Here is a 24,538-nt window from a genome sequence, read left to right as displayed (position 1 = left end):
AAACGACAGGCAAAAAAAAGCCCCTCATCGAGGGGCTTTTCATCAACGATCGGTCAAGCAACGGAAAGGAAAACGCCGGCTGCCTGCCGGATGGCAGTTGCGGTTGATAACCAGCATAGTCAGCGGGTTTTTTCGTTATGCAGCAGTGCATGTTCCCTCCCGGCAAATTGTCGGAAATTATACGCGCCGATGACGCTAATTCAAGCGGAAAAGATGATTTTTTACTCATGGCAATCGATTGCGAAATGAGTAGCCCCTGCGCTAAGTGGCGGCAGAATAACAGCATAAAATCCACAGACTGCTGACGAACCCACTCCGCTATAGTCATCCCCGCGCAGGCGGGGATCTGCTTTCAGCTAATGCGTTGATGTCAGGAAGATTCCTGCCTACGCAGGAATGACGGATTTGGAGTCGCTGTTACCCATAGCTTTGTCAACGCTCTCATAAAATCCAGCTCACCTTTTCAGGATAACGCACTGGCGGGCAACGGGTTTGCAGCGTATAACCTTGGGTACGATTAGGGTTTATAAAACACGGTTTCATTCTAAAACGGGGATAATCATGATCACTGGCAATATCCACCATCTTGAACTGGTTCCTTATCTGCCCGCGAAACTGCGCGACGCCATCGAGTACGTTAAGCGCAACATTACGGCGGATACGCCGCTGGGCAGGCATGATATCGACGGCGATAACGCCTTCGTGCTGATTTCCAACGACAGCACCGAGGCGCTGGAACAGCGCCGCGCCGAGTACCACGGCAAATATCTGGATATTCAGATTGTGCTGGCGGGCGTGGAAGGGATGACGTTCAGCAACCTGCCGGCGGGTAAAGCGGACGTCGACTGGCTGGCGGATAAAGATATCGCCTTTTTACCGGCGGGCGAGCAGGAAAAACAGCTGGTGATACAACCGGGAGACTTCGTGGTCTTTTTCCCCGGCGAAGTACACAAGCCGCTGTGCGCCGTGGGTGAGCCCGCGCCGGTGCGCAAGGCGGTGGTGAAAATCGACGCGTCGCTGGTGCGCTGACTGTTTTCTCCTTCCCGGCGAAGGCTGTCTCTTAGTCACATATACTGTTAACGTTATATGTGAGTTCAGCGTTATTTCGTGCGCTAGAAGGCCGTCATTTCTCTGCTATGTCGCAGCACGCGCCCGACGCAGGGTGGTTCAAGCGCCACCACCCTCCGGACCCAGGCTGTGGCTGAAATCACGTCGCTGACGCGATGCCTTCGGCGGTCGCCCCCTTTCCCGAACCGCCAGTGACGCGGAATACTCGTCCCATCCATGGGACTCGCCCTAACGGGCCAGCACAAGTGCTGTTCAAAAACGCTCCCCGCGTTTTTGTCCGACGCGGCACTGGCTTGCGCCGCTTCCCTGCGGCGCATTCGCGGGGTCGTCCACCTCAGCGTGATTTCTTACGCCGACGAAAAGCAAAAAACAAAGAACCAAGAATGAACCCAAGACCAGAAGACACATGGCCTCTAGAGGTTCCTTGGATTTGTGTATAGAGACAGCCGGCGAAGGGGAGGAGGCCGGGGCGCGCTAATCCTGGCTTAGCGTCGCCACCATCACCGCTTTAATGGTGTGCATGCGGTTTTCCGCCTGATCGAATACGATGCTGTGCGCGGACTCGAACACCTCGTCCGTGACTTCCATTCCGCCCTGTAGTCCGTACTGCTCGGCCATCTGTCTGCCGAGCGTGGTCTGGTCGTCATGGAACGCCGGCAGGCAGTGCAGGAATTTCACCTGGGGATTACCGGTGGCGGCGATCATCGCCATATTCACCTGATAAGGTTTCAGCAGCGTAATGCGCTCTTGCCAGGTCTCCTTGGGTTCGCCCATGGAGACCCACACGTCGCTATAGATATAGTCGACCCCCGCCACGCCCGCGGCGATATCCTCCGTCAGCGTAATGCTGCCGCCGGTCCGTTTGGCCGCCGCCTGGCATTCCGCCACCAGTCCCGCTTCCGGCCAGCAGGCTTCGGGCGCCACCAGCCGCAAATCCAGCCCGGTGAGGGCGGCCGCCTCCAGCATGGTATTGCCCATATTGTTGCGGGCGTCGCCCACATAGGCGAGCTTAATGGAGGACAGCGCCCTGGCGGGTGAATGCTCCTGCATGGTCAGTAAATCCGCCAGCAGCTGCGTCGGGTGGAATTCGTCCGTCAGCCCGTTCCACACCGGAACGCCGGCATACTGCGCCAGCGTTTCCACGATCCGCTGACCGTAGCCGCGATACTGGATGCCGTCGTACATGCGGCCCAGAACGCGCGCGGTATCCTTGATGGATTCCTTATGCCCGATTTGACTGCCGCTGGGCGCCAGGTAGGTCACCTGCGCCCCCTGGTCGTACGCAGCAACTTCGAAAGAGCAACGAGTGCGGGTCGAATCTTTTTCGAAGATGAGTGCGATATTTTTGCCCGACAGGCGGCGGACTTCGGCGCCGCTTTTTTTATCGGCTTTCAGCTGCGCCGACAGGGCTAACAGCGCGGTAATTTCTACCGGCGTAAAATCCATTAATCTTAAAAAATGACGCTTGTAAAACGGGTTCATGAGGCATATCTCCATGCGGCTCAACGCTAGATGTTGAATTAAAATTCACTTTATATGTGTAATTATTCAATTTCAAGTGTCGGCGGCAAACTTTATGGTGGAGACGGCCGCGACGCTGTGGGAGAATGGCGCAATATTACGCCGATTAATGAGGATAGAGGCATGGCTAACCGCGAATTGCTGGAAGAACAACGTGAAGAGACGCGCCTGATCATCGAAGAACTGCTGGATGACGGCAGCGACCCGGATGCGCTCTATACCATCGAGCACCATTTCTCCGCCGAGAAGTTCGAGGTGCTGGAAAAGGTCGCCGTGGAAGCGTTCAAACTGGGTTACGAAGTGACGGATGCGGAAGAGCTTGAAGTGGAAGACGGGATTTTACTGATGTGCTGCGACGCCATCAGCGAAGTGGCGTTGAATGCGGAGCTGATCGACTCGCAGGTGGAACAGCTTTTGACGCTGGCCGAGCGTTATGGCGTCAACTATGACGGCTGGGGCACCTATTTTGAGGATCCCGACGGCGAAGAAGGGACCGACGAGGATTTCTACGACGAAGATGACGACGGAAAACGTCATTAATCGCCGCGTTCCGCCTTATGCAACGCCGCGGGGGTGAAACCGCCCGCGGCCGGCGGCGGCGCTTCCCTCCCGGCGCGGTCGCAAAGCCGGCCGCTGATTACAGCACTTTCAGCATGGTCACTTCGCAATCGGTATGGCCGGTATGGCCCATGGAATGGGGAATATGTTCAAACCCCAGTGATTCATACAGCCGGATGGCGCTGGTCAGGTGGCCGGTGGTTTCCAGATAGCAGCGGCGAAAACCCCGCCGGCGGGCGAAATCCAGCGCCTGTATGGCTAACTGCCTGGCCAGTCCTCTGCCGCGCAGAATCGGCAGAAAATACATTTTCTGTAATTCGCACACGTCCTCATCGCCCGACGTCAACGGCGCGATGCCTCCGCCGCCGACGACTTCCCCCAGGTGCTCAATCACCCAATAGGCGCTGTCCGGCCGATTATACAGCTCAAACAGGTGGTCCAGGTCGGGGTCGGATACCGTGTAGCCTTTGTCGGCCGTCAAACCGAATTCGGCGGAAACACGGCGGATAACGCGGGCGATGGCGGCGTTGTCTTGCGCGGTGATCGGGCGCATCAAAAGGTCGACGGGGATTGCGGTTGTCATGGTGTTCGCTCTTGCTTTTCGTGCCATTGGGAAATCGAAACGGTTTCGGCCCGATTGTAATACCATTTTACGCCGTAATGAAATGTAGTCGCCGCAATTACCCGCCTGATCCCGGTATTGCGCTGCGGCTATATGCGTTGCGGTTACGTTAATCCGTTATGTTCGCTCAGGCCCCCGGGCGGGCATCAATTCCGGCGATTTCTCTGCGCCAAGTCATAATTTCAAAAACGATAATGAGTATTATTTGGGCGATCGCCGGTAAAATAGCGGGCGGTTTTACATTACTTTTTTGCGCTTCGGCGCTTTTTTGGTAAACGGATTATTACTATGCCTGAATTGAAAGATGCTGTTTATGGCGGAAAACGCCAATCCCGCCGGCTCTTTACCTCATTGTTGCTCTGCCTCTCTTCCCTGGCCGCCGCGCCGCTTGGCGCTCAGCAGCCCCAATCCCTGACCTTCGCCAATTTCCGCGACACCCGCGATCTCAACCCGCATATCTACTCCGGCGAGATCTGGGCGCAGAACATGCTGTATGAATCGCTGGTGAAAGTGACGCCGCAGGGCATTGAGCCCTGGCTGGCCGAAAAATGGGAAACCTCGGCGGACGGCAAGGTGTATACCTTTATACTGCGTTCAGATGTGAAATTCAGCGACGGGACGGCGTTCAACGCCCAAACGGCGAAACAGAACATTGATGCGATACTGGCTAACCGCGAACGGCATGGCTGGCTGGAGATGGTGCGCATCATCGACAAGGTGGAAGCGCTGGATGAACGCCGCCTGCGCTTTACGTTGAAAGAGCCCTATTACCCTTTCCTGATCGAGCTGGCGGTTACCCGGCCGATGCGCTTTATTTCACCCGCCGCCATGAAAGAGGGGGGAACGAAGCAGGGGGTTAACGGCTATATCGGCACCGGCCCTTACGTGCTGAGCGAGCATAAAACCGACGAGTACGCGATATTCACCCTCAATCCGCTCTACTGGGGCGAAAAGCCGAAGCTGGAAAAAGTGGTGATGAAGGTTATTCCCGATACGCAAACCCGTTTGCTGGCCTTGCAGAAAGGGGAGATCGAGCTGATCTACGGTAAAAACATGATCGATGCCGATGCGTTCGCCCAGCTGGGTAAAGATAAAAAATTCGCTACGCAACTATCCGAGCCGGTTTCGACCCGCATGCTGTTGATTAATACGACGTCGGAAAACCTGAAAGATGTGCGCGTGCGTCAGGCGTTGCAGCACGCGGTGAATAAAGTCGATATCGCCGAAGGGATTTTTAACGGCAGCGAAGTGCCGGCGGATACCCTGCTGGCGAAAAACGTGCCGTACAGCAATATCGATCTGCAACCCTACGCCTACGACCTTGAGCAGGCTAAAAAGCTGCTGGATGCGGCGGGCTGGCGGCAGAAAAGCGGGTGGGCCTGGCGCCAGAAAGAGGGCAAGCCGTTATCCATCGGCATTTATTACGACAGCAACACCGCCTCGCAGAAAGTCATCGCCGAGTATCTGCAAAGCGAGTTCGCCGAGCTGGGCATCGAGCTCAGGCTGTATGGCGAAGAGGAACAGGCTTATCGCGACCGGCAGAAAGCCGGCAGCTTCGATATCGTGTTCAATATTTCCTGGGGCACGCCTTACGATCCGCAGTCATTCCTCTCCGGCATGAAACTGCCGGTCTACGGCGACTACGCGGCCCAGCAGGGGCTGGCGCAGAAAAAGCGGATCGACGGCAGCATTGCGCACGCGCTGGTCACCACCGATGAAAAGGAGCGCCAGGAATTATACCGCTATGTGCTGACCACCTTGCATGAAGAAGCGGTTTATATTCCGCTGACCTATGAACGTAACCGGGCGGTGTATGTGAAGAGCCTGCAAGGCGTGGATTTCAATCCGTCGCAGTTTGAGATCCCGTTTGATCGCATGTATCGCGATTAACCGGCGGGTAAGCGGTCTGACAAGCCAGTGAAAGTATAGGTTGCCGTGTGAAAAGATATCTCTGTCGCCGTTTGCTGCTGACGTTGCCGATTTTGCTGGGGATCTCGTTCCTCTCTTTTTTGCTGTTGAATCTGGTGCCGGCGGACCCGGCGGAAGTCGCCCTGCGGGTGAATGAGATCATCCCGACGCCGGAGTCCATCGCGCAGATGCGCCTGCAGCTGGGGCTGGATCGCCCCTTCCTGCTGCGCTATCTCAACTGGCTGTATGACGCCGTGCGGCTGGATTTTGGCTATTCCTACGTCAACAACCGTCTGGTGCTGGACGAGATCGCCCGCTGTCTGCCGGCGACGCTGGCGTTGGCCGCGCTGGCGCTGGCCATTATCCTGTGCGTCAGCGTGCCGCTGGGGGTGTTGAGCGCGGTGTTTAAAGACAGCGTTTTCGATCGTCTGGTGCGCACGCTGGTGTTTCTGGGAACGGCGATGCCCAGCTATTGGCTGGGGCTGCTGCTTATCTGGTGGTTTGCGCTGTCATGGGATTTGCTGCCCACCAGCGGCAGCGGCACCTTTTCACATATCATTCTGCCCGCCGTCACCCTGTCCATGGTTTACGTGGCGATTTATATCCGCCTGATCCGCAACAATATGCTGGAAAATATGCAGCAGTACTATGTGTATTACGCGCGGGCCCGCGGGCTGACGGAAAAAAGCATCATCCTGCGCCACGTACTGAAAAACTCGCTGCACAGCAGTATTACCGCGCTGGGGATGAGCATTCCGCAACTGCTGGCCGGAACGGTGATTATCGAAAATATCTTTGCCTGGCCGGGGGTGGGGCGGTTATGCATTTCGGCTATTTTCAACCGCGATTATCCGGTGATTCAGGCTTATATCCTGATGATGGGCGTGCTGTTTGTGATCTGCAATCTGTTGGTGGATATCATTCAGCGCTGGATGGACCCCGCTCTGCGGCAAGAGGGATAGTATGCTGTTTTCGCACAAACTGTTGCGCGATAAGGTCGCGCTGCTCTGCCTGTTGATGCTCGCGGTGGTGGTGGCCATCGGTATTTTCGCCCCGTGGCTGGCGCCCAACGATCCCAATAAAATCAATATCGCCCGCAAATACGCCGACTTCGGCGCGCGTTTCCCGCTGGGTTCCGATCATCTCGGACGCTGTGTGTTATCGCGCCTGATGTTTGGCGTGCGCACCACGCTTTTTCTGGCGCTGCTCACCATGGCGATCACCATCGCGATCGGCTGCCTGTTCGGTTTTTTATCCGGCTATTTTCGCGGGCGGCTGGATGAGATTATGATGCGCTGCTGCGATGTTATGCTGTCGTTTCCCAGCCAGATCATGATCCTGGCGATCGTCGGCATCCTCGGCGTGGGGATCTTTAACGTGATCCTGGCCAATATTCTGGTGAAGTGGGCGTGGTATACCCGCATGATCCGCGGGATCGTGATCAAACACAGCCAGAAAAACTATATCCTGTTTTCGCGGGCCAGCGGCACCCCGCTGGGGTTTATTCTGCGGCGCCACCTGTTGCCGAATGCGCTGGCGGAGATCGTGGTGCTGGCGACGCTGGATACCGGCTGGGTGATCCTGAATATTTCCGCGCTGTCGTTCCTCGGGCTGGGCGTACAGGCGCCGACGGCCGAGTGGGGCACGATGCTGAGCGAAGCGCAGAAAGTGATGATGAGCCACCCGACGCAAATGCTGGCGCCGGGGCTGGCGATTCTGGTGGTGGTGGCGGCGTTTAATCTGCTGGGCGACTGTCTGCGCGATGCGCTGGACCCAAGGGAGTCTCACCGATGAGCGATCTATTACGGGTGGAAAATTTGCGGGTCGGGCTGGCGTCCGGGGGACGCGATCTGCTGCATGATATTTCGTTTACCCTGCCGCGCCGCGCCTGTCTGGGCATCGTCGGCGAAAGCGGCAGCGGCAAAAGCCTGACCTGCCGCGCGCTGATGGGGCTGCTGGGCGGACAGTTTACCCGCTCGGGGCTGGCCTGGCTGGATGGCGCGGATCTGCTGGCGCAGGACGCGGAAGCGATGCGCCGTCTGCGGGGTAAAACCATCGGTATGATCCTGCAGCATCCGATGAGCGCCTTCGATCCCTTGCAGACCCTCGGCAGTCAGATGGTTGAGACCTTCCGCGCGCATCTGCCGCTGAATCGGCGCGACGCGCGCGCGATGGCGCTGGAGATGATGCGGCGCGTCCGGCTGCGCGACGTGACGCTGCTGTTTGATAAATACCCCAGCCAGATCAGCGGCGGCATGCTGCAGCGGATCATGATCGCCATTGCGCTGGCGCTGGAGCCGCAGCTGCTGATTGCCGATGAGCCCACCACCGCGCTCGACTCGGTAACCCAGTACGACATTATGGAGGAGTTCCGCGCGATACGTGAACGCCTGGGCACCACCATGATATTTATTTCCCACGATTTCGGCGTGGTAAACCGCATTGCCGACCGGGTGCTGGTGATGCATCAGGGCCGGGCGGTGGAGCAGGGCGATGTACGGCAGGTGCTGCGCCAGCCTCAACATCAGCATACCCGCTTTCTGGTGGCGTCGCGCCAGGCGTTGCAGCAGCGTTATCAGATATTGGTCAATCCGCCGCGCCAGGGGCCGGAAGACGTGAGTCAGGAGAAAGTCGGTGAGCATATTGGTTGAAGTGGACAACGTGCATCATGGCTACCGCGCCCAGGACGGCGCCGCCGCATGGCAGCCGGTGCTGCACGGCGTGTCGTTCGACGTGCGGGCGGGGGAATGCCTGGGGATTATCGGCGAGAGCGGCAGCGGCAAAAGCACCCTGGGGCGCATTTTGCTGGGGCTGGAAGCGCCGAAAAGCGGGCAGGTCAAACTGGGCGGCCGGCCGCTGTATGCGCCGCTGCGCTTCTGGCGACCGCGCGGCAAAAAACCGCTGCGCGTCAGCGCGGTTTTTCAGGATTATACCTCGTCGGCCAATCCCTTTATGAACGTGCTGCATATCCTGTCCGAGCCGTTGCTGGTGCGCGGCGGCGTCCGGCGCGACGAGGTGCGGCGGCAGGTGGTCGGGCTGCTGGATCAGGTCGGGCTGACGGAGGAGGTGTGCGAGCGTTTCCCGCATCAGCTCAGCGGCGGACAAATGCAGCGTGTCTGCATCGCCCGCGCCATTGCCGGCAAGCCGGATTTTATGGTGCTGGACGAGGCGGTCAGCGCGCTGGATGTCACCGTGCAGGTGCAGATCCTCGATTTGCTGGCGGACCTGCGCCGGCAACTGGGGCTGACCTATCTGTTTATCAGCCACGATCTGACGGCGATTACCTATCTGTGTCAGCGGGTCATTTTTCTTCAGCAGGGGCGGGTGATTGAACGGGTCGATGATATGACGACGCTGGGGCAGGTACGGCACCCTTACGCCCGGCATCTGTTACAGGCGGTGATGGCGTTTTAAGTCGCCGGGCGGCGGAAAAATCGGTGGATCGTCCCGGCGGCAACGCCCGCCTTGTTTTAGCCCCCGGCAGCTATGGTGTAACGTAAAGCCATAATGTATAGTGCAATTTTTACCCTAAGAATAATCCGAAAAGTGCCAGGGAGTAGACGCTATGAAATTGCAAACACGCATTATACTGCTGTGCGGTACCACGCTGTTGGGATTAATTATACTGTCGGCGGTGGCGTTGAACACGCTATACCAGTCGATGATGAAAGAGCGCGTCGGTCAGCTTTCGACCCTGGTGGAGCTGGCCCACGCCGCCGCGCAGAAGGCCTACGATCTTGAAAAGGCGGGCCAGTTGTCGTCTGAAGCGGCGCAGGCCGAGGCCAAACGGGCCATCAGCAGCTTTCATCAGGGCGATCGCTATTTCTTCGTGCGCGGCTTCACCAACGATATCAACTACGTCCATCCCAATCCCAAGCGGGTGGGCATCGTCGACGCCAAGGGCGGCAAAGAGGCCGGAGAGCGTTATCGCGCGGCCTTGCAGGGTAACGTCATCGGCGAGGTGATAGCCCACGGCACGCGTCCGGGGGCCACGGATACCGTTGAGAAGCTGTACGCGATTATCAAATTCGAACCCTGGGACTGGACCATCGGCTATGGCGACTATATCGATGATATCCAGCAGGCTTTCTGGCGCAACGCCATTATCCTGCTGTCTATCGGCGTGGCGTTGCTGCTGGTGATTTCTACGCTGGCGTGGAACATGCTGCGCACGCTGCTGCGCCAGCTGGGCGGCGAGCCGCAGTACGCGGTCGAGGTGGTCAGGCAGATCGCCGACGGCAATCTGGTGGTGGACGTACAGACCCGCGCCGGCGACCAGACCAGCATCCTGTATGCCATCCGCGCCATGCGCGATAACCTCTCGCATCTGGTGAGCCAGGTGCGCGGCAGCACCAACTCCATCGCCACCGCCTCGCAGCAAATCGCCACCGGCAACGAAGACCTGTCGTCGCGCACCGAATCGCAGGCCAGCGCGCTGGAGCAGACGGCGGCGGCGATGGAGGAGCTGACGGCGACCGTACAGCAGAACGCCGAGAACGCGCGCCACGCCAACGAACTGGCGGTGTCCGCCTCGGACGTGGCGCTGCGCGGCGGCTCGGTGGTGAAGCAGGTGGTGGATACCATGGACTCCATCGACGTCTCCTCGCGCAAGATAGTGGACATCACCGGCGTGATCAACGGCATTGCGTTTCAGACCAATATTCTGGCGTTGAACGCGGCGGTGGAAGCGGCGCGCGCGGGCGAACAAGGCCGGGGCTTCGCGGTGGTGGCGAGCGAAGTGCGTACGCTGGCGCAGCGCTCCGCGTCGGCGGCGAAAGAGATCAAAAACCTGATCGACGACTCGGTATCCAAAGTCGGCGAGGGTACGGAACTGGTGAAGCGCGCCGGCGATACCATGAGCGAGATCGTCGAGAGCGTGCAGCGCGTCACCACCATGGTGGGCGAGATCAGTTCGGCCAGCTCGGAACAGAGCGCGGGGATTGAGCAGGTGAATCTGGCGGTTTCCCAGATGGATCAGAGCACCGAGCAGAACGCGGCGCTGGTGCAACAGGCGCTGGCGGCGGCGAAGTCGCTGAGCGATCAGGCGCAGGAGCTGTCGCGCACGGTGGATAAGTTCCACGTCAACGAGCCCGTCGGTTATCACGAATCCGCCGGTTATCGCGAGACCGCCGGCTATCTGCCTGCGACGGCGCAGTAGCGCGCTTGCGGCGCCGGATGGAAAACCGCACTCTTCCCGGTCGGGCAGCCGACCTTGAAGGTGCGGTGTCAATTGCTATTCCAGATAAAAAACCGATTCAAGTTCGTCGCTGACCGGGCTGTTGTCCGCATTGGCGGGCATCACCTCGGTCATATATCGCCACCAGCGCCGACATACCTCCGTCTGCGCCACGGCGTTCCAGCGCGCTTCGGACTCGATTTCAACGTAGCCGAACAATAGATTACGCCGTTTGTCCAGAAAGATGCTGTAGCGATGCGCGCCGTGGGCTTTCAGCACCGCGGCCAGCTCCGGCCAGACAGGGTTGTGCCGCTGCCGGTACTCGGCGTGGCGGCCGGGAAAAACGGACATCACAAATGCTTTACGCAACATGGCGCGCGCTCCTGTACGTCAATGCCGCCGGGCTTTACGGCGCCACGCGCAGCGCGGCTTCCATCGGCGTTACGCCGAAGCGTTGGCCCAGGGCGATAAGCTCTTCGGTGGAAATGGTCTGTTTCTTGCCGCCCATCGATCTGACTTTCACCATCACTTCCGCCGATTTTTCGGCGGTATCGATCAGGCCGAAGGTTTCATCCAGCGTCGGACCGCTGCCGAAGATGCCGTGGAACGGCCACAGCACCAGCGAGTGGCGCTGCATCTGTTCGGCGGTGGCGGTGCCGATGGCGTCGGTGCCCGGCACCATCCAGGGCACGATGCCGACGCCGTCGGGGAACACCACCAGGCATTCGGTGCTGCCCTCCCACAGCTCGCGGGTAAATACCGGGCTGTTCAATTCCAGCACGTAGCTGAGGGCGATGAGGTTGGTGGCGTGGCAGTGCATAATCACCCGATCGCGCCCCTGCGTAACGTCCATACGTACGATGTGCGACTGGAAATGCGACGCCAGCTCCGAGGTGGGCAATCCTCCTCCGGTCAGCCCCCAGAAAATACGATAGCCCTTGCCGTCAGGGTCCACCTGCAGCAGCACCAGCGAATCCGCCGGGTCCAGTTGCACATTGCGGAAAAACTTACCCGACCCGGTAACGATAAACCAGCTGTCCGCCAGTTCGGGCATGGCCTGAGTCAAGGCTTCATGGCGCGGCTGCGGGTAAAAGTCGCTCTCATAGGGCGTAACGTCCTCGGCCGTCAGGCGCAGGCTGACGTTGCCGCCGTTGCGCTCATCCCACCCTTTGAGCCACATATCGCTGGTGGCTTTAATCATTCCCCGGACGAACCAGGAGGCGTGAATCGCTTGCATAATCTTACCCTTGACGTTGATTGAGGATGGTTTGTTCATACTGGCGCACGTGTTGCAGCCACTCGCCGCCCGGCGCGACATCGTGGCGCTGGCAGTATTGTTCCCAGACGGCCTGCCACGGCAGGGATTTTTGTTCTTCCAGCAGGGCCAGGCGGGCGGTGTAGTCGCCTTCCTGCTCCAGCCGGCGCAGCGTGTCGGTCGGTTCCAGCAGGGCGCGCAGCAGGGCTTTTTTCATGTTGCGGGTGCCGATCGCCCAGGCGGCGATACGGTTGATGGACGCATCGAAGAAATCCAGCCCGATATGCACGCGATCAAGCAGGCGATGGCGCACGATCTCATGGGCGATGGCCTGTGTTTCATCATCCAGCAGCACCACGTGATCGCTGTCCCAGCGCACCGGGCGGCTGACGTGCAGCAGCAGGCGGGGAACGTAGAGTATGGCGCTGGAAATCTTGTCGGAAATCACCTCGGTGGGGTGGAAATGGCCGGCGTCCAGACAGAGGGCGGTGCCGCGGCTGGCGGCGTAGCCCAGATAGAATTCGTTGGAGCCGACGGTAAAGCTTTCCGCCCCCAGCCCGAACAGTTTGCTCTCTACGGCGTCGATGTGATGCGCCGGGTCGAGAGGTTCGGCAATCACCTCGTCCAGCGCGTGCAGCAAACGCTGGCGGAAGGCCAGACGGTCCACGGTGAGATCTTTCATACCGTCCGGCACCCAGATATTCATCACCGACGGCGTACCCAGCTCGCGGCCAAAGTAGGCGGAGATGCGGCGGCTGGCCTGGCAGTGTTCAATCCAGAAGCGGCGGACCTTTTCATCCGGGTGGGAAAGGGTAAAACCGTCGCCGCTGAGCGGATGGGAAAAGCAGGTCGGGTTAAAGTCCAGCCCCAGGCGGTGGGTTTTGGCCCAGGCCACCCAGTTGGCGAAGTGTTGGGGTTCGATGGCGTTGCGCGGCACGGCGCTCGGCGACTCCAGATAAATGGCGTGCAGGTTCAGCCGTTTGGGGCCGGGGATCAGGGTGAATGCCTGCTCCAGATCGGCGCGCAGTTCGTCGGCGTTGCGCGCCTTGCCGGGGTAGCTGCCGGTGGCCTGAATGCCGCCGGTCAGCTCGCCGGCGGCATTTTCGAATCCGGCGACGTCGTCGCCTTGCCAGCAGTGCATGGACACGGGAATCTGGTCCAACTGCTCCAGTACGCTATCCACATCGACATTTATACCGGCATAACGCGTCTTCGCCAGATGCCAGGCGGTTTCAATTGCAGTGTTGTTCATACGGCTCCTCGTTGGTCCGGCACAGCGTCAGGAAGCGACGACGATGCCCGGTAAAATCAATATCTGAACGTGGGGTGTAGCGGTGCAGCGGAAAGTTCTCGGTTAACAAACGGCGAAATTGGCGCAAATCGGCGACGGCGTTCAGCGCCAGCAGCTGACAGCCGATATTGCCGAGCGTGGAGGCTTCCACCGGTCCCGCCAGGACCGGGATCTGGCACACGTCGGCGCAGAGCTGGTTGAGAAACGCGTTCTGGCTGCCGCCGCCGACGATATGCAGCTGCCGCACCGGCGACTGGCGCAGCGCGCCGATCTCCTCAATCGCCTGGTGATAAAGCAGGGCCAGGCTGTCGAAGATGCAGCGCGCCAGTTCGGCGCCGCTCTGCGGCGCCGGCTGCCGGTGCTGGCGGCAAAAGGCGCGGATTTCCTCGCTCATGGACGGCGGGTTGATAAAACGCGCATCGTTGGGATTGATCAGGCTGGTAAATTCCGGCAGTTGCGCCGCCTGGCCAATCAGCGCGTTCAGATTCTGAATGCCCTGCTCCCGGCAGACGCGCTGGAGCAGCCACAGCCCCATAATGTTTTTCAGCACCCGAAAGGTGCCGTCGATGCCGCCTTCGTTGGTGATATTGGCGGCCAGCGCCTGGGCGTTGTTATAGGGGACGGCGCTCTCGATGCCGATCAGCGACCAGGTGCCGGAACTGAGGTAGGCGCTGTTTTCATCATCCAGCGGCGCGGCGGCCACCGCGCTGGCGGTGTCGTGGGTGGCGACGGCGGTAACCGGAATCCGCCGCCCGCTGGGAGCCGTCCATTGTCCGATAGGGTGGCCGGATTGCACCGGGCGGCTAAACCAGCGCCGCGGGACCCCCAGATACGCCAGCAGCGACGCATCCCAGTCCTGCTCGGTCAGGTTGAATAGCTGCGTCGTGGTGGCGTTGGTGTATTCACTGGTGATCTTCCCGGTCAGGCGGTAGTGCAGATAGTCCGGGATCAGCAGCAGATGCTCCACCTGCTCCAGGTATTCGGGATGCCGGTCGCGCAGCGCCTTGAGCTGATAAAGGGTATTGAACGGCAGAAACTGGATGCCGGTGCGCCGATAAATATTTTCCCGTCCCAGTTCGGCGATGACGTGCGGCATCACGCCGTCGGTACGGTGGTCGCGATAGGAGTAGGGCAGGCCGACCAGCGAGCCGGCTTTATCCAGCAGCACGTAATCCACGCCCCAGGTGTCGATGCCGATACTGTCGGGGCGGATCCCCATATCGTCTATCCGGTGCAAACCGGTGAGGATCGCCTGTTCCAGCGCGGGCAGATCCCAGACGTAATGGTTGTCCTGTAAAATCAGCTGATTACTGAAGCGGTGAATTTCCTTCAACGCCAGATGCTGCGTCGTGGTCTGAAACGTGGCCAGCATCACCCGCCCGCTCGAGGCGCCGAGATCCACCGCCACGATATTCTTCACCGCCATAGCCGTATCCCCTTTCTGTTCGATGAGAACGAGTGTAAGGATTCGCCGCGTGCGCAACCTTTCGGTGAGTGCCATTTGACGGGGGGGACTGGCAAAACGACAAAGCTGGCTGTGAATTGGCTCACAATCCCGAAGATTACGGGGATGCTATTGTGATCCGACAGGGATATTTTAAGGTTCGCCATGCGGCGAATGGCTACTATTGAGTAACGGGTTGGCGAGTGTCTGGCTGGAGTAACAACTGAAATGACGCAACTACGTGGTGATGAATTTTTTGCTTCGCGGGCGGTGACCGTGGCGGTGGAGCCGCGTACGCCGCAGGTGGCTTTTCCTGAGCACTACCATGATTTCTGGGAAATTGTGCTGGTGGAGCAGGGGGCCGGCGTACACGTATTTAACGACCAGCCCTACGCCCTGTGCCGCGGCACGGTGTTCTTTGTGCGCGATAACGATCGCCATCTGTTTGAAAACGTTGACGGACTTTGCCTGACCAACGTGCTGTACCGCTCCCCGCGCGATTTTCGTTTCCTTTCCGATATTACCGCGTTTCTGCCTTACGGCCCCGACGGCGAGTGGCAGGGACAGTGGCAGCTGAATCAAGCCGCCATGCAGCAGTTGAAGCAGCGTATCGCCATCATGACCAATCTGGCGCGCAGTTCAACGGCGGAGGATATCGCCGCCAGCGAAAGCCTGTTTTTACAGATGCTGGTGGACCTGCGGCAACACTGTTTTCAGACCCAGGCGCGGGGCAGTCACCGCCAGGGGATTCAGGCCCTGCTGGGGTGGCTGCAGAACAACTACACCGAAGAGATAGACTGGGAGGTATTGGCCGCGCAGTTCGCTTTGCCGTTGCGCACGCTGCACCGGCAGCTAAAACAGCATACCGGCATGACGCCGCAGCGCTATCTCAATCGTCTGCGGCTGCTGGAGGCCCGCCGGCGGTTGCAGCAAAGCGATGATTCGATCACCGCCATCGCCCATGCCTGCGGATTTAGCGACAGCAACCATTTCTCCACCCAGTTTCGCAAAGCCTTTTCGCTGGCGCCCAAGTCGCTGCGCCAGCAGACGTTTCCCGATGAGAACCACAATCACCCCGCGGATTAATTCACCGTCGACAGCAGCAGCCGCGTATAAGGATGCTGCGGCTGGTTGAAGATCTGCTCCACGTCGCCGGTTTCGACGATTTCGCCGTCTTTCATCACCGCGATGCGATGGCTCATATGCTGCACCACGCCGAGATCGTGGGAGATAAACAGCATGGTGAGCCGCAGCTGACGCTGTAGCGCCACCAGCAGATCCAGCACCTGCGCCTGAGTGGTGACGTCCAGCGCGGAAACCGGCTCGTCGCAGATCAGCAGATCCGGCTCCGAGGCCAGCGCCTGAGCGATGGAGACCCGCTGCCGCTGACCGCCGGAGAGCGCGGTCGGGCGGCGCGCCAGCAGGTCCGGCGTCAGTCCGACCAGCGTCAGCAGGGTGAGGATGCGCCGTTGCCGATCCGCCTGGCTGAGATCGCGGCGTAAACGCAGCGGCTGCTGGAGGATCTGCGCCACGGTGAATTGCGGATCGAACGAACCGAGCGGATCCTGGGTGATGGTCTGGATTCGGGCGCGCAGCGGGCGGCGTTCACGCTCCGGCAGCGCGCTCCAGGGATTATCCGCCAGCCATACCTCGCCGCTGTCCGGTTTCCGCAACGCCAGAATGACTTTCCCCAGGGTGGTTTTGCCCGAACCGGACTCGCCGACGATGCCCAGCGTTTCACCGCGTTTTACTTCCAGCGATACCTGATTGACGGCATGCATCCGGCTGCCGTCAGGGCGGGTAAAGGAGACCGATACCCGATCCGCCTTCAGCGCCACCTCCGAAACCGTTTCGTCGTGCGCGCTGAGCGACGACAAGACCCCGGCGGGCAGATCGCGCAGCGGATTCTCGCCCGCCAGCCAGTTGCCGCGCGTGGCCGCGGTGGGGATCGCCGCCAGCAGGCGGCGGGTATAAGGGTGCTGCGGCGCGGAAAGCACCTGGCGGGCCAAGCCGGACTCCACCAGTTCGCCTTTCTGCATGACGATCACCCGGTCCGCCACCTGCGAGACCACCGCCAGATCGTGGGTGATCAGCAGCACGCCGTGGCCGGCCTGCGCCAGGGCGGTAAACACCGTCAGCACCTGCTTCTGCACCGTGGCGTCCAGCGCGGTGGTAGGCTCGTCGGCAATCAATAGCTGCGGACCGCCCGCCAGCGCGGAAGCGATAAGCGCCCGCTGGCGCAGGCCGCCGGAGAGTTCATGGGGATACTGGGCGGCGCGGTTGGCCGGGTCGGGAATGCCCGCCTGTTCCAGCAGCGCCGCCACCCGTCCGGCGACCGCCGAGCGCGGCGCCAGCCGATGGGTGAGGATCGGCTCCGCCACTTCCTGGCCGATCCTGCGTAGCGGATCGAGGGAGACCAGCGCATCCTGCAGGATAAAGCCGATCTCGCGGCCGCGGATGCCCCGCCAGTCGCGATCGGTCAGGTCGCGCAGGTCGCAGCGACTGCCGTCATGACGCAGCAGATCGAGGGCGTCGGCGCGCACGTCGGCATGTTCGCCCGCCAGGCCGACCAGCGCGCGCGCGGTAACCGATTTCCCGGAACCCGATTCACCGACCAGCGCCAGAATTTCACCGGGATTAACCTGAAAACCAAGGTTTTTCACCGACTCCACCGGACCGTGTGGAGAGGGAAAGCTAACGTGCAGACCCTCCACCCGCAGCAGCGGTTGCGCGGGGTGTTGCTTTGTTTGGGAAGTCATTATGCGCCGCCTTTTGCCACGATGGATTGCAACCGGCGTCCCAGCAGGGTGATGGAGATGACGGACAGGGCGATCATGCTGGCCGGCAGCAGGCTGACCCAGGGCGCGCTGTCCAGAAAGTTGCGGCCGTCGGACAGCAGCGCTCCCCACTCCGCGGTGGGCGGCGTCACGCCCAGCCCCAGGAAGCTCAGCGCGGAGGCAGCCAGCACCGCCTGACCGATGCCGATGGTCGCCAGGATCAGCAGCGGACGCACGGTGTTGGGAACGATGTGACGCAGAATGATGTAAAGCGGCGATTCTCCCAGCGCAACGGCGTGCTCGACGTAGCCGGACAGCTTGACCTGCAATACCTGCGAGCGCACCAGCCGGGCGTAGCCCGCGATGCCGGCCAGCCCGACGGCCAGCAGCGTATTCTCAGGGCCGCGTCCCAGCACGGCGATGGCCAGCAGCGCCAGCAGCAGGTCGGGAAAGGCAAGCAGGATGTCCAGCAGGCGCACCAGCAGCTGACGCAGCGCCCGCGGCGCCAGCGCCGCCGCCGTTCCCAGCAGGATGCCGCCCGTGCAGGCGAGCAGGGTGGCGCCGACGCCGATGGTCAGCGACAGCGAGGTGCCGTGGACCACGCGGGCGAACACGTCGCGGCCAAGCTGATCGGTGCCGAACCAGTGGTGCGGGCCCGGGGGCTGCAACACCGCTGCGAAGTCCATGTCGTTCGGGGTGTAGCGGGTAAATAGCGTCGGAAAGAACACCGCCAGCACCAGCAGCGCGACGATCAGCGCCGGCAGCAGCGTGCCCGGCGCCAGCCAGGGATTACGGTAAACCGGCGCCGGCCTGCGCGGCAGCAGCACGGGATCACTGCTCATGGGGCAACTCCTTTTTCCTCAGGCGCGGATCGATCAGCAGGTACAGCGCGTCGATCAGCAGATTGATCGCCACGAACAGAAAGGCTGAGAACATCACCAGCCCCAGCACCAGCGGCATGTCGCGGTTTTCGATGGCCAGCAGGGTAATCTGGCCGATGCCGGCGCGCCCGAATACCGTCTCCGTCAGGATCGAACCGCCCAGCACGCCGGCCAGCAGCGTGCCGGTCAGCGTGGAGATCGCCAGCGCGCCGTGGCGCAGGGCGTGACGCAGGCGCAGCGCGGTCTCGCCGACGCCGCGCGTACGCACCGTAAGAGCGAAGGGCTGCGACAGCGCCTCTTCCAGGCCGTCCCGCAGCACCTGGCTGAACACCGCCATTAGCGGCAGGCTCAGGGTGATCACCGGCAGCACCAGCGCGGCGATGCCGTCGTTGCCGGTAATCGGGAACCACTGGAGCTTGAAGCTGAATAGGGTGAGCAGCAGGATGCCGATCCAGTACACCGGGGTGCTGAGCAGGATCAGTTCCAGTCCGGAGAGCAGGCGGCGCAGGCGGTGCTGCCGCCCGGCGGTGGCCAGCGCGTTGACGATCGCCAGAGTCAGGGCCAGCAGTAGCGCGCTGAGCGCCAGCGGCACGGTTTCCTTCAGTGCGCCGGCGATCACCGTCGCCACCGGCTGACGAAACTGGTAGCTGTCGCCGAGATCGCCGCTCAGCGCCTGCCCGCAGTAGCGCAGGTATTGCATCCACAGCGGCTGGTCGAGGCCGAACTGTTGCACCAGCTCGGCGCGGAACGCCTCGTCCACCACGGCGTCGCCGCCGCCGATAATAATCGACACCGGATCGCCCGGAATCAGCTTGACGGCGATGAACGACAGCGTCGCCGCGCCCCACAGCACGGCGACGATGGTGAACAGGCGTTTGCCGGCGGCGCGTAGGTTAGCGGCTAATCCAGGCATCGTAGAAGTTCGGTTTGGCGTTGGTGGCCCAGTTGACGCCATGCACGTTCTTCGACAGCCCCAACTGGTATGCCGGGACGTACAGCGGCACCACGTAGGCCTGTTCGATCACTTCACGCTGCACTTCATGGTACAGGCGCTTGCGTTCCTCGTCGCCGGCGCCCACCGCGCGGATCAGTTTGTCGTCCTGCGTGTTTACGCGGGCGTGGTTGTTGCCCTGCGGCGGGATGTAGGCGGAGTGGAATACGGTGCGCAGAATGTCCGGCTCGGGACGCACGAAGAAGTTGGAGGCGATGTCGTAGTCGCTGGAGGCGGTGCGGCTGGAGAAGATGCCCGAATCCACCGGATCGAGCTTGAGATCGAACCCGGTCTGTTTGACCTGGAACTGTACCGCCTGAAACAGGGCTACATCGGCCGATTCCACATTGTTGGGGACGTAAATGAAGCGCGCGGTCAGGCGTTTGCCGTCTTTGGTGCGGTAGCCCTGGGCGTCCTTCGTCGACCAGCCGGCCTCATCCAGCAGGCGATTGGCCTTATTCGTATCGAATCCCCAGGTGGAGGCGATGGCTGGATCATAGTACAGCGTGGAGGGGCCGAGAACGTTGTCCGCCGCTTTCAGCGTGCCGAAGAAGGTAGCCTTGACCGCCGCCGGGCCGTCCACCGAGCTTTGGAACGCCTGGCGCACCTTGACGTCCTGGAAGGGTCCCTGCGCAATGTTGAGGTAGAGCACGCGGTTGACGCCGGGGTTTTCGTAGGAGACTACCTGCAATTTGCCGTTTTTAAGCACCTGCGCGTGGTTGACCGGCGGAATGGCGTCGATGGCATGAACCTGTCCGCTGTTGAGCGCGCCCAGCCGCACCGCGGCTTCCGGCAGGAACTTGAATTCGATGCCGTCCAGATAAGCCGGACCCTGATGGGTGGCGTAGCCCGGCCCCCAATTATAATCGGCGCGCTTGCTTAGCTTGCTGCCGCTACCTTTCACGAATGAGTCGAGAATAAACGGACCGGAGCCCACCACGGTGTTGCTGGTGTTGGGAGTGTTCTTCAGGTAGGTCGGCGACTGAATGCCCAGGTAGGGCAGGCTCAGCCCCTGCAACAGCGGCGCGAACGCTTCCTTGTAGCGCAAAACCACCGTGTGCTCGTCCGGGGTTTCGACGGCCTCGACCGGTCCCAGCAACGATTTGGAGTACGGGGAGATGGTCTTCGGATCCAGAATGCGGTCGAAGTTGTATTTCACCGCCGCCGCGTCCAGCTTGGTGCCGTCGCTGAAGGTCACATCCTTGCGCAAATGGAAAGTGTAGACCTTGCGATCGTCGCTGATTTCCCAGCGCTCCGCCAACCAGGGGGTAAAGCTGTTGTCCTCGGCCTGGCCGACCAGCGAGTCGAGAACGTTGCGCGTGACCACCGCGGCGACGGAATAGGCGGTGGTGTGGGGATCGATGGTTGGGGTATCGCTACCCAGACCGACGTTGAGTATGCCGCCCTGAACCGGTTTTTCGCTATTGTCGGCGCTCCATGCGCTGGGGCTGAAGGCAAAAAGCAGGGATAAAGCGCCTGCGGTGAGAAGTTTAGCCGATGGAAACCGCGCTGCTGATGATTTTTTTTCCATTCCCTGAGTCCTTGAAATTTACGTTAACCCATTTTATGTGTTGTAAATGTAGGGAGGTCGCGTCAAGGAGTAAAAGCACAAAAAATACTTTTTAATGCAAAAAAAGCATATAGCAACAACGGTAGTACCGGCGGGAAGCGAGTTGAAACGGCTAGGTTCGGCGAGAAGATAAAAACGGCCGCCTGTGGATAAGGCGGCCGGTATGGCGGAGCAGGAGAAATCAGCGCGTGGCTTCAGCCGCGGCGACTTCAGGATCCGGCGCATGAGTAATACGGTTGCGTATATCGCGACGGACGATTTCCACCAGCCAGAAGCAGAACATATGGCCGAAAAGCTCAGAGAAATGCTCGGCGAACGGCTGATCCCACGGCGCCGGAACGGTGCCGAACAGCGGCAGCAGGAAAACGTGGAATACAATGTGGAGCACCAGACCGTAAAAGGCGCCCTGCCAGAGTTTGATTTTGGGATTAAACTCGGCGATGACGCAATAGAGCACGGCAAAGGTAATAGAAAAACCAAAGTGCATGATAAAGCTCATGATTGGTCTGGCGTTGCCATTATACAGATAGGTGATGTGCGACAGTTCATAGGACATGCCGAGCTGTTGCAGTAACTCCTGCGGCGGGTTGGTCATATCCCGCAGCGGCGTTCTTGGCGGAAAAGGAATTTCCCAGCCAAACTTGGCCAGGGCGCAAACGAGGCCGGCAATTATCCCGACGAGTATTGCCAACAGGATTTTTTCCTTTGTGGTTCGTAACTGCATACTATTCTCCCTTAATAACCTGGTAACAGGTTTAATGCCGTACAAATTCTGTGCGGAATTAAATCCAGTCAAGCATCACGTTGTTTAATTAATAGAGTGACCGATGGAAATGGAGCAAGAACCAATCCACATAGCGCGCTGTTATTTGCCGTCAGGAACGCTGGGCCGCACATATCCTCACCAATGATGAGAAGCATTTGATATTGGCAAACCAGCCTATCCAAACGGGCAACAACGCCGTTATCTATCGGGATCGGCTCTTATTCGGCGATGATAATACACCTATCGCCAAACATGATCGATTTTATATTGCTGATATGACGGCAGATAATGTGAAAATAATGATGCCGGATGTCGAGATGTGGGTTATTTGTTATTTCAAATTGTATATCTATGTAAATATTTATTTTTAAAATGAAACTAATATGGCTAATTATTTAGCATTATAACGATTTAAAATAATAGCTTTACTAACTAAATTAAATAAGCATATGCGACGGGCGTGGCTGATTTTTGCGCGCTGAATAAATAATAACTCTGCATCGGCCGTGTGTTTAAGCGTATATATTATTTTATCGGGCGATAAAATAACCGTGCGATGGTTCGCATATTTTGCATTGCCGGGTATTTGTCGTCAGCTAATCCCCCATTGGGCTGAGGGCTCCTCCACAAATCTGGAGAAGGAATTCTGTAAGCGCAGTGAGGGTTTCGTGCGCACTAACCCCAGTCGATTTTTGCCACCGTCGCAGCACGCGCCCGACACGAGGCGGCTCAGTCGCCGCCGCCCCGTGACCCCGGGCTTTTCGCGAAATCGCGTCGCTACGCGATGCCTTCGGCGTTCGTGACCGCTGGTCGGGCCGCCATTGACGCGCTCCCGGCGCGGCACTGGCTTTCGCGGCGTCCGTGCCGCTCACCCGGCGGCCACGCCCACCTCAGCGCGATTTTTTACGCGAAGGAGAACCTTTAAAAAACCACATCCTGCTATCTAAGGCGATGTATCAAATAATGCTTAATTATTTTCTGGGGATTCCGGCGCTCCCATACGCGTCTATTGACCGAGGGCGCGCAGCATGGTGCGCATCTTGGCCTCTATTTCCAGCCATTCGGCGGCGGGGTCGGAGTCGGCGACGATACCGGCGCCGGCGTACAACTGAATGTTTTGCTGCTGGCTGGTGCCGCAGCGAATGGTTACCGCCCACTCGCCATTTCCCTCGTCGTCGCTCCACCCCACGATGCCGCCAAAAACGCCGCGCTCAAAAGGTTCCAGCTCGCCAATCAACCGGCGGGCTTTTTCCTTTGGCACGCCGCACAGGGCGGGGGTAGGGTGTAACAGGCCGGCCAGCGACAGCGACTGGCTATTGTCGGCTTTCAGCTCTCCCGCTATCGGGCTGGCCAAATGCCAGAGGTTGGGCGTCTGCAATAGTTCGGGCTGTGGCGGAATGCTGAGGGATGAGCAGTAGCTCGCCAGCGTTTTGCGAATTTCTTCTATCACCAGTTGGTGTTCGTGACGATCCTTACGCGATGCCAGCAGCCGATCGCGGTTATCCCGATCCTGCCGTTCATCGGCGGCGCGCTTGGCGGTGCCTGCCAGCGGCGTGGTCCAGATTGCGCGCCCCTGTTGTCGCAGCAGAAGTTCAGGGCTGGCGCCAAACAAATAGCGCTTTTCCGCCAGGGGTAAGTGAAAGTAGTAGCCGTTTGGGTTTTGATCGGCCAGCGTTGCCAGCAGAGCGATGGTATTCAGCGGATGCTCAACCTGTAATGACTGCAGGCGCGATAAGACGATTTTTTGCAATTCCCCTTGGCGTATGGTGTTTACGGCGTTTTCCACCATGGCGAGAAAATATTCCTGCTGCGGATATGGCTGCTGGTCGACGATGCGCAGCGGCGTTTGCGGCGTCGCGCTCAGTTTCCGTTTGAATGCTTCACGCGACAAAAAATGACAGGCGTGAGGAATATACAGGGATGACGGTTGACGCACATCAAAGGGGATGGCGCCCACCACGATCGGATGCGTTATGCCGGCAAGACGCGCCTGTTCGAATCCATGCGCCACTTTTTGGCACAGCGCGGACGGATCGGACGCGGGCCAGGTTAAGGTTTTAAATACGCCTTCGGTATAAAGGCTGCGAAATGCGGACGAAAACAAGAAACTGTGGTGATGAAATGGCGTTCCCATACTCTCTTCCTTTTGTCGTGAAGCACTGAAATAAACGCGACTATTATTTCGGCGTATCCATTCATTCCCTGGCAGTTTTTGTATCATATAGATATGATATTTTAATTAAATTAGTCTATGACGATTTACTGGTCCGCCAAAATTTAATTTGCGCACTAATGAATTCATGAATAATGTTTTCGTATAATGACGCAATAAAATTCTCATCGACATGATGATCTTTTGCCCAGCGCCGGCGCTCATCCAGCATGGTTTCCACGCGTTCCGGCGCTGAAATACTGGCTTCGTCGGGCTTAAAGCGGCTGGCCGAATAGACATAATCCAGGCGCTGCAGGAAAAGAGTAAATATCTGCTTATCTATGGCGTCAATACCTTCTCTTACGTCTTGTAAGTTACGGCAATCCTTGGGCTTTAGCATAAATGGACCTTCCTTTAATCAACGACTGTCGGCACCGCATCAACATGCTGGTATTACTTATGCGAAAAATGAAATTGAATATCCTTGCGAATGGCGCGGCAAGATAATAAATCCGCCGGCCATGAGGATAATACATTGAGAAAATTAAGCCTGTAAAT

Annotated in this window: 22 protein-coding genes and 1 pseudogene; 9 read left to right on the top strand and 14 right to left on the bottom strand. The window is 59.3% G+C overall.

The features are described 5' to 3' along the window. The first annotated feature begins 561 nt into the window (after nucleotides 1–561). A complete protein-coding gene (locus MFP24_RS11640; protein WP_249230248.1) occupies nucleotides 562–1,029 on the top strand; it encodes a NanQ anomerase/TabA/YiaL family protein in 468 nt (155 codons plus the stop codon). Nucleotides 1,030–1,542: 513 nt separating this feature from the next. On the opposite strand, the gene argF is transcribed toward MFP24_RS11640, so the two are convergent. Together argF and argL are read right to left on the bottom strand one after the other, a co-directional pair. Next, a complete protein-coding gene (gene argF / locus MFP24_RS11635) occupies nucleotides 1,543–2,550 on the bottom strand; it encodes an ornithine carbamoyltransferase (protein WP_249230247.1) in 1,008 nt (335 codons plus the stop codon). Between the two features lie 22 nt (nucleotides 2,551–2,572). Next, nucleotides 2,573–2,620: pseudogene (gene argL, locus MFP24_RS24400) on the bottom strand (putative translational regulatory protein ArgL); the annotation flags it as partial. Between the two features lie 92 nt (nucleotides 2,621–2,712). Here argL and rraB point away from each other — a divergent pair. Continuing rightward, on the top strand, nucleotides 2,713–3,129 hold the full coding sequence (gene rraB / locus MFP24_RS11630; RefSeq protein ID WP_249230246.1) for a ribonuclease E inhibitor RraB: 417 nt from the start codon (nucleotides 2,713–2,715) through the stop codon (nucleotides 3,127–3,129). Nucleotides 3,130–3,226: 97 nt separating this feature from the next. On the opposite strand, the gene MFP24_RS11625 is transcribed toward rraB, so the two are convergent. After that, nucleotides 3,227–3,730, bottom strand: coding sequence for a GNAT family N-acetyltransferase (locus MFP24_RS11625; RefSeq protein WP_249230245.1), 504 nt, complete (start codon nucleotides 3,728–3,730; stop codon nucleotides 3,227–3,229). Between the two features lie 327 nt (nucleotides 3,731–4,057). Between MFP24_RS11625 and nikA the strand changes: the two genes are divergently transcribed. From nikA to MFP24_RS11595, 6 genes are all read left to right on the top strand, one after another. Beyond that, nucleotides 4,058–5,659 (top strand): nickel ABC transporter substrate-binding protein, encoded by a 1,602-nt coding sequence (nikA, locus tag MFP24_RS11620; RefSeq protein WP_249230244.1) that lies wholly within the window; start codon nucleotides 4,058–4,060, stop codon nucleotides 5,657–5,659. 47 nt (nucleotides 5,660–5,706) lie between these two features. Continuing rightward, nucleotides 5,707–6,639 (top strand): nickel/cobalt ABC transporter permease, encoded by a 933-nt coding sequence (gene opp1B, locus MFP24_RS11615; protein WP_249230243.1) that lies wholly within the window; start codon nucleotides 5,707–5,709, stop codon nucleotides 6,637–6,639. 1 nt (nucleotide 6,640) lies between these two features. Continuing rightward, nucleotides 6,641–7,471: a nickel/cobalt ABC transporter permease gene (gene opp1C, locus MFP24_RS11610; protein ID WP_249230242.1), complete on the top strand. Its 831-nt coding sequence runs from the start codon at nucleotides 6,641–6,643 to the stop codon at nucleotides 7,469–7,471. Further along, on the top strand, nucleotides 7,468–8,328 hold the full coding sequence (locus MFP24_RS11605) for an ABC transporter ATP-binding protein (RefSeq protein ID WP_249230241.1): 861 nt from the start codon (nucleotides 7,468–7,470) through the stop codon (nucleotides 8,326–8,328). Before opp1C ends, MFP24_RS11605 begins: the two co-directional genes overlap by 4 nt. After that, entirely contained in the window at nucleotides 8,312–9,091 is a 780-nt protein-coding gene (locus MFP24_RS11600) for an ABC transporter ATP-binding protein (protein WP_249230240.1), read from the top strand. Before MFP24_RS11605 ends, MFP24_RS11600 begins: the two co-directional genes overlap by 17 nt. 151 nt (nucleotides 9,092–9,242) lie before the next feature. After that, nucleotides 9,243–10,835 carry a methyl-accepting chemotaxis protein gene (locus MFP24_RS11595; protein WP_249230239.1) on the top strand — a complete coding sequence of 531 codons (1,593 nt, stop codon included), beginning with the start codon at nucleotides 9,243–9,245 and terminating at the stop codon, nucleotides 10,833–10,835. Nucleotides 10,836–10,910: 75 nt separating this feature from the next. Here MFP24_RS11595 and rhaM read toward each other — a convergent pair whose 3' ends face one another. From rhaM to rhaB, 4 genes are read right to left on the bottom strand one after another with little or no spacing between them, the layout of a single operon-like run. Further along, a complete protein-coding gene (rhaM, locus tag MFP24_RS11590) occupies nucleotides 10,911–11,225 on the bottom strand; it encodes an L-rhamnose mutarotase (protein ID WP_249230238.1) in 315 nt (104 codons plus the stop codon). Nucleotides 11,226–11,259: 34 nt separating this feature from the next. Next, nucleotides 11,260–12,090: a rhamnulose-1-phosphate aldolase gene (gene rhaD / locus MFP24_RS11585; protein WP_249230237.1), complete on the bottom strand. Its 831-nt coding sequence runs from the start codon at nucleotides 12,088–12,090 to the stop codon at nucleotides 11,260–11,262. A gap of 4 nt (nucleotides 12,091–12,094) precedes the next feature. Next, nucleotides 12,095–13,360, bottom strand: coding sequence for an L-rhamnose isomerase (locus MFP24_RS11580; protein ID WP_249230236.1), 1,266 nt, complete (start codon nucleotides 13,358–13,360; stop codon nucleotides 12,095–12,097). After that, nucleotides 13,341–14,825 carry a rhamnulokinase gene (gene rhaB, locus MFP24_RS11575; RefSeq protein ID WP_249230235.1) on the bottom strand — a complete coding sequence of 495 codons (1,485 nt, stop codon included), beginning with the start codon at nucleotides 14,823–14,825 and terminating at the stop codon, nucleotides 13,341–13,343. Before rhaB ends, MFP24_RS11580 begins: the two co-directional genes overlap by 20 nt. A 246-nt stretch (nucleotides 14,826–15,071) precedes the next feature. Here rhaB and rhaS point away from each other — a divergent pair, with 246 nt between their 5' ends. Further along, on the top strand, nucleotides 15,072–15,929 hold the full coding sequence (rhaS, locus tag MFP24_RS11570) for an HTH-type transcriptional activator RhaS (RefSeq protein WP_249230234.1): 858 nt from the start codon (nucleotides 15,072–15,074) through the stop codon (nucleotides 15,927–15,929). On the opposite strand, the gene MFP24_RS11565 is transcribed toward rhaS, so the two are convergent. The 7 genes from MFP24_RS11565 to MFP24_RS11535 all read right to left on the bottom strand — a co-directional run bounded on the left by MFP24_RS11565 (nucleotide 15,926) and on the right by MFP24_RS11535 (nucleotide 24,380). Further along, the gene (locus MFP24_RS11565; protein ID WP_249230233.1) at nucleotides 15,926–17,602 is read right to left on the bottom strand and encodes a dipeptide ABC transporter ATP-binding protein; all 1,677 of its coding nucleotides are present in this window, start codon (nucleotides 17,600–17,602) and stop codon (nucleotides 15,926–15,928) included. The genes rhaS and MFP24_RS11565 overlap by 4 nt on opposite strands. Next, a complete protein-coding gene (locus tag MFP24_RS11560) occupies nucleotides 17,602–18,462 on the bottom strand; it encodes an ABC transporter permease (RefSeq protein WP_249230232.1) in 861 nt (286 codons plus the stop codon). The genes MFP24_RS11565 and MFP24_RS11560 overlap by 1 nt, the downstream gene beginning before the upstream one ends. Continuing rightward, entirely contained in the window at nucleotides 18,452–19,414 is a 963-nt protein-coding gene (locus MFP24_RS11555) for an ABC transporter permease (RefSeq protein ID WP_249230231.1), read from the bottom strand. The genes MFP24_RS11560 and MFP24_RS11555 overlap by 11 nt, the downstream gene beginning before the upstream one ends. Beyond that, complete coding sequence (locus MFP24_RS11550) at nucleotides 19,395–21,023, bottom strand: ABC transporter substrate-binding protein (RefSeq protein WP_249230230.1); 1,629 nt, start codon at nucleotides 21,021–21,023, stop codon at nucleotides 19,395–19,397. Before MFP24_RS11550 ends, MFP24_RS11555 begins: the two co-directional genes overlap by 20 nt. Before the next feature lie 220 nt (nucleotides 21,024–21,243). Beyond that, a complete protein-coding gene (locus MFP24_RS11545; RefSeq protein ID WP_136167907.1) occupies nucleotides 21,244–21,786 on the bottom strand; it encodes a YagU family protein in 543 nt (180 codons plus the stop codon). A gap of 1,048 nt (nucleotides 21,787–22,834) precedes the next feature. Beyond that, nucleotides 22,835–23,962, bottom strand: coding sequence for an isochorismate synthase (locus MFP24_RS11540; RefSeq protein WP_249230229.1), 1,128 nt, complete (start codon nucleotides 23,960–23,962; stop codon nucleotides 22,835–22,837). 115 nt (nucleotides 23,963–24,077) lie between these two features. Continuing rightward, the gene (locus tag MFP24_RS11535) at nucleotides 24,078–24,380 is read right to left on the bottom strand and encodes an isochorismate lyase (RefSeq protein ID WP_249230228.1); all 303 of its coding nucleotides are present in this window, start codon (nucleotides 24,378–24,380) and stop codon (nucleotides 24,078–24,080) included. Nucleotides 24,381–24,538 lie beyond the last annotated feature (158 nt).

The organism is Brenneria tiliae (genome assembly GCF_023347575.1).
Taxonomy (GTDB): Bacteria; Pseudomonadota; Gammaproteobacteria; order Enterobacterales; family Enterobacteriaceae; genus Brenneria; species Brenneria corticis.
Note: the sequence above shows the minus strand (reverse complement) of the source record. Positions and strands in the feature narration are given on the sequence as shown.

Bases quoted from the DNA above. Each gene is read 5' to 3' on its own strand.
- rhaD (WP_249230237.1), bottom strand. From the start codon at position 12,090: ATGCAAGCGATTCACGCCTCCTGGTTCGTCCGGGGAATGATTAAAGCC.
- MFP24_RS11605 (WP_249230241.1), top strand. From the start codon at position 7,468: ATGAGCGATCTATTACGGGTGGAAAATTTGCGGGTCGGGCTGGCGTCC.
- MFP24_RS11640 (WP_249230248.1), top strand. From the start codon at position 562: ATGATCACTGGCAATATCCACCATCTTGAACTGGTTCCTTATCTGCCC.
- MFP24_RS11535 (WP_249230228.1), bottom strand. From the start codon at position 24,380: ATGCTAAAGCCCAAGGATTGCCGTAACTTACAAGACGTAAGAGAAGGT.
- MFP24_RS11550 (WP_249230230.1), bottom strand. From the start codon at position 21,023: ATGGAAAAAAAATCATCAGCAGCGCGGTTTCCATCGGCTAAACTTCTC.
- rraB (WP_249230246.1), top strand. From the start codon at position 2,713: ATGGCTAACCGCGAATTGCTGGAAGAACAACGTGAAGAGACGCGCCTG.
- MFP24_RS11565 (WP_249230233.1), bottom strand. From the start codon at position 17,602: ATGACTTCCCAAACAAAGCAACACCCCGCGCAACCGCTGCTGCGGGTG.
- MFP24_RS11540 (WP_249230229.1), bottom strand. From the start codon at position 23,962: ATGGGAACGCCATTTCATCACCACAGTTTCTTGTTTTCGTCCGCATTT.
- rhaM (WP_249230238.1), bottom strand. From the start codon at position 11,225: ATGTTGCGTAAAGCATTTGTGATGTCCGTTTTTCCCGGCCGCCACGCC.
- MFP24_RS11545 (WP_136167907.1), bottom strand. From the start codon at position 21,786: ATGCAGTTACGAACCACAAAGGAAAAAATCCTGTTGGCAATACTCGTC.
- MFP24_RS11625 (WP_249230245.1), bottom strand. From the start codon at position 3,730: ATGACAACCGCAATCCCCGTCGACCTTTTGATGCGCCCGATCACCGCG.
- MFP24_RS11595 (WP_249230239.1), top strand. From the start codon at position 9,243: ATGAAATTGCAAACACGCATTATACTGCTGTGCGGTACCACGCTGTTG.
- argF (WP_249230247.1), bottom strand. From the start codon at position 2,550: ATGAACCCGTTTTACAAGCGTCATTTTTTAAGATTAATGGATTTTACG.
- MFP24_RS11580 (WP_249230236.1), bottom strand. From the start codon at position 13,360: ATGAACAACACTGCAATTGAAACCGCCTGGCATCTGGCGAAGACGCGT.
- rhaB (WP_249230235.1), bottom strand. From the start codon at position 14,825: ATGGCGGTGAAGAATATCGTGGCGGTGGATCTCGGCGCCTCGAGCGGG.
- MFP24_RS11560 (WP_249230232.1), bottom strand. From the start codon at position 18,462: ATGAGCAGTGATCCCGTGCTGCTGCCGCGCAGGCCGGCGCCGGTTTAC.
- rhaS (WP_249230234.1), top strand. From the start codon at position 15,072: ATGACGCAACTACGTGGTGATGAATTTTTTGCTTCGCGGGCGGTGACC.
- nikA (WP_249230244.1), top strand. From the start codon at position 4,058: ATGCCTGAATTGAAAGATGCTGTTTATGGCGGAAAACGCCAATCCCGC.
- opp1C (WP_249230242.1), top strand. From the start codon at position 6,641: ATGCTGTTTTCGCACAAACTGTTGCGCGATAAGGTCGCGCTGCTCTGC.
- MFP24_RS11555 (WP_249230231.1), bottom strand. From the start codon at position 19,414: ATGCCTGGATTAGCCGCTAACCTACGCGCCGCCGGCAAACGCCTGTTC.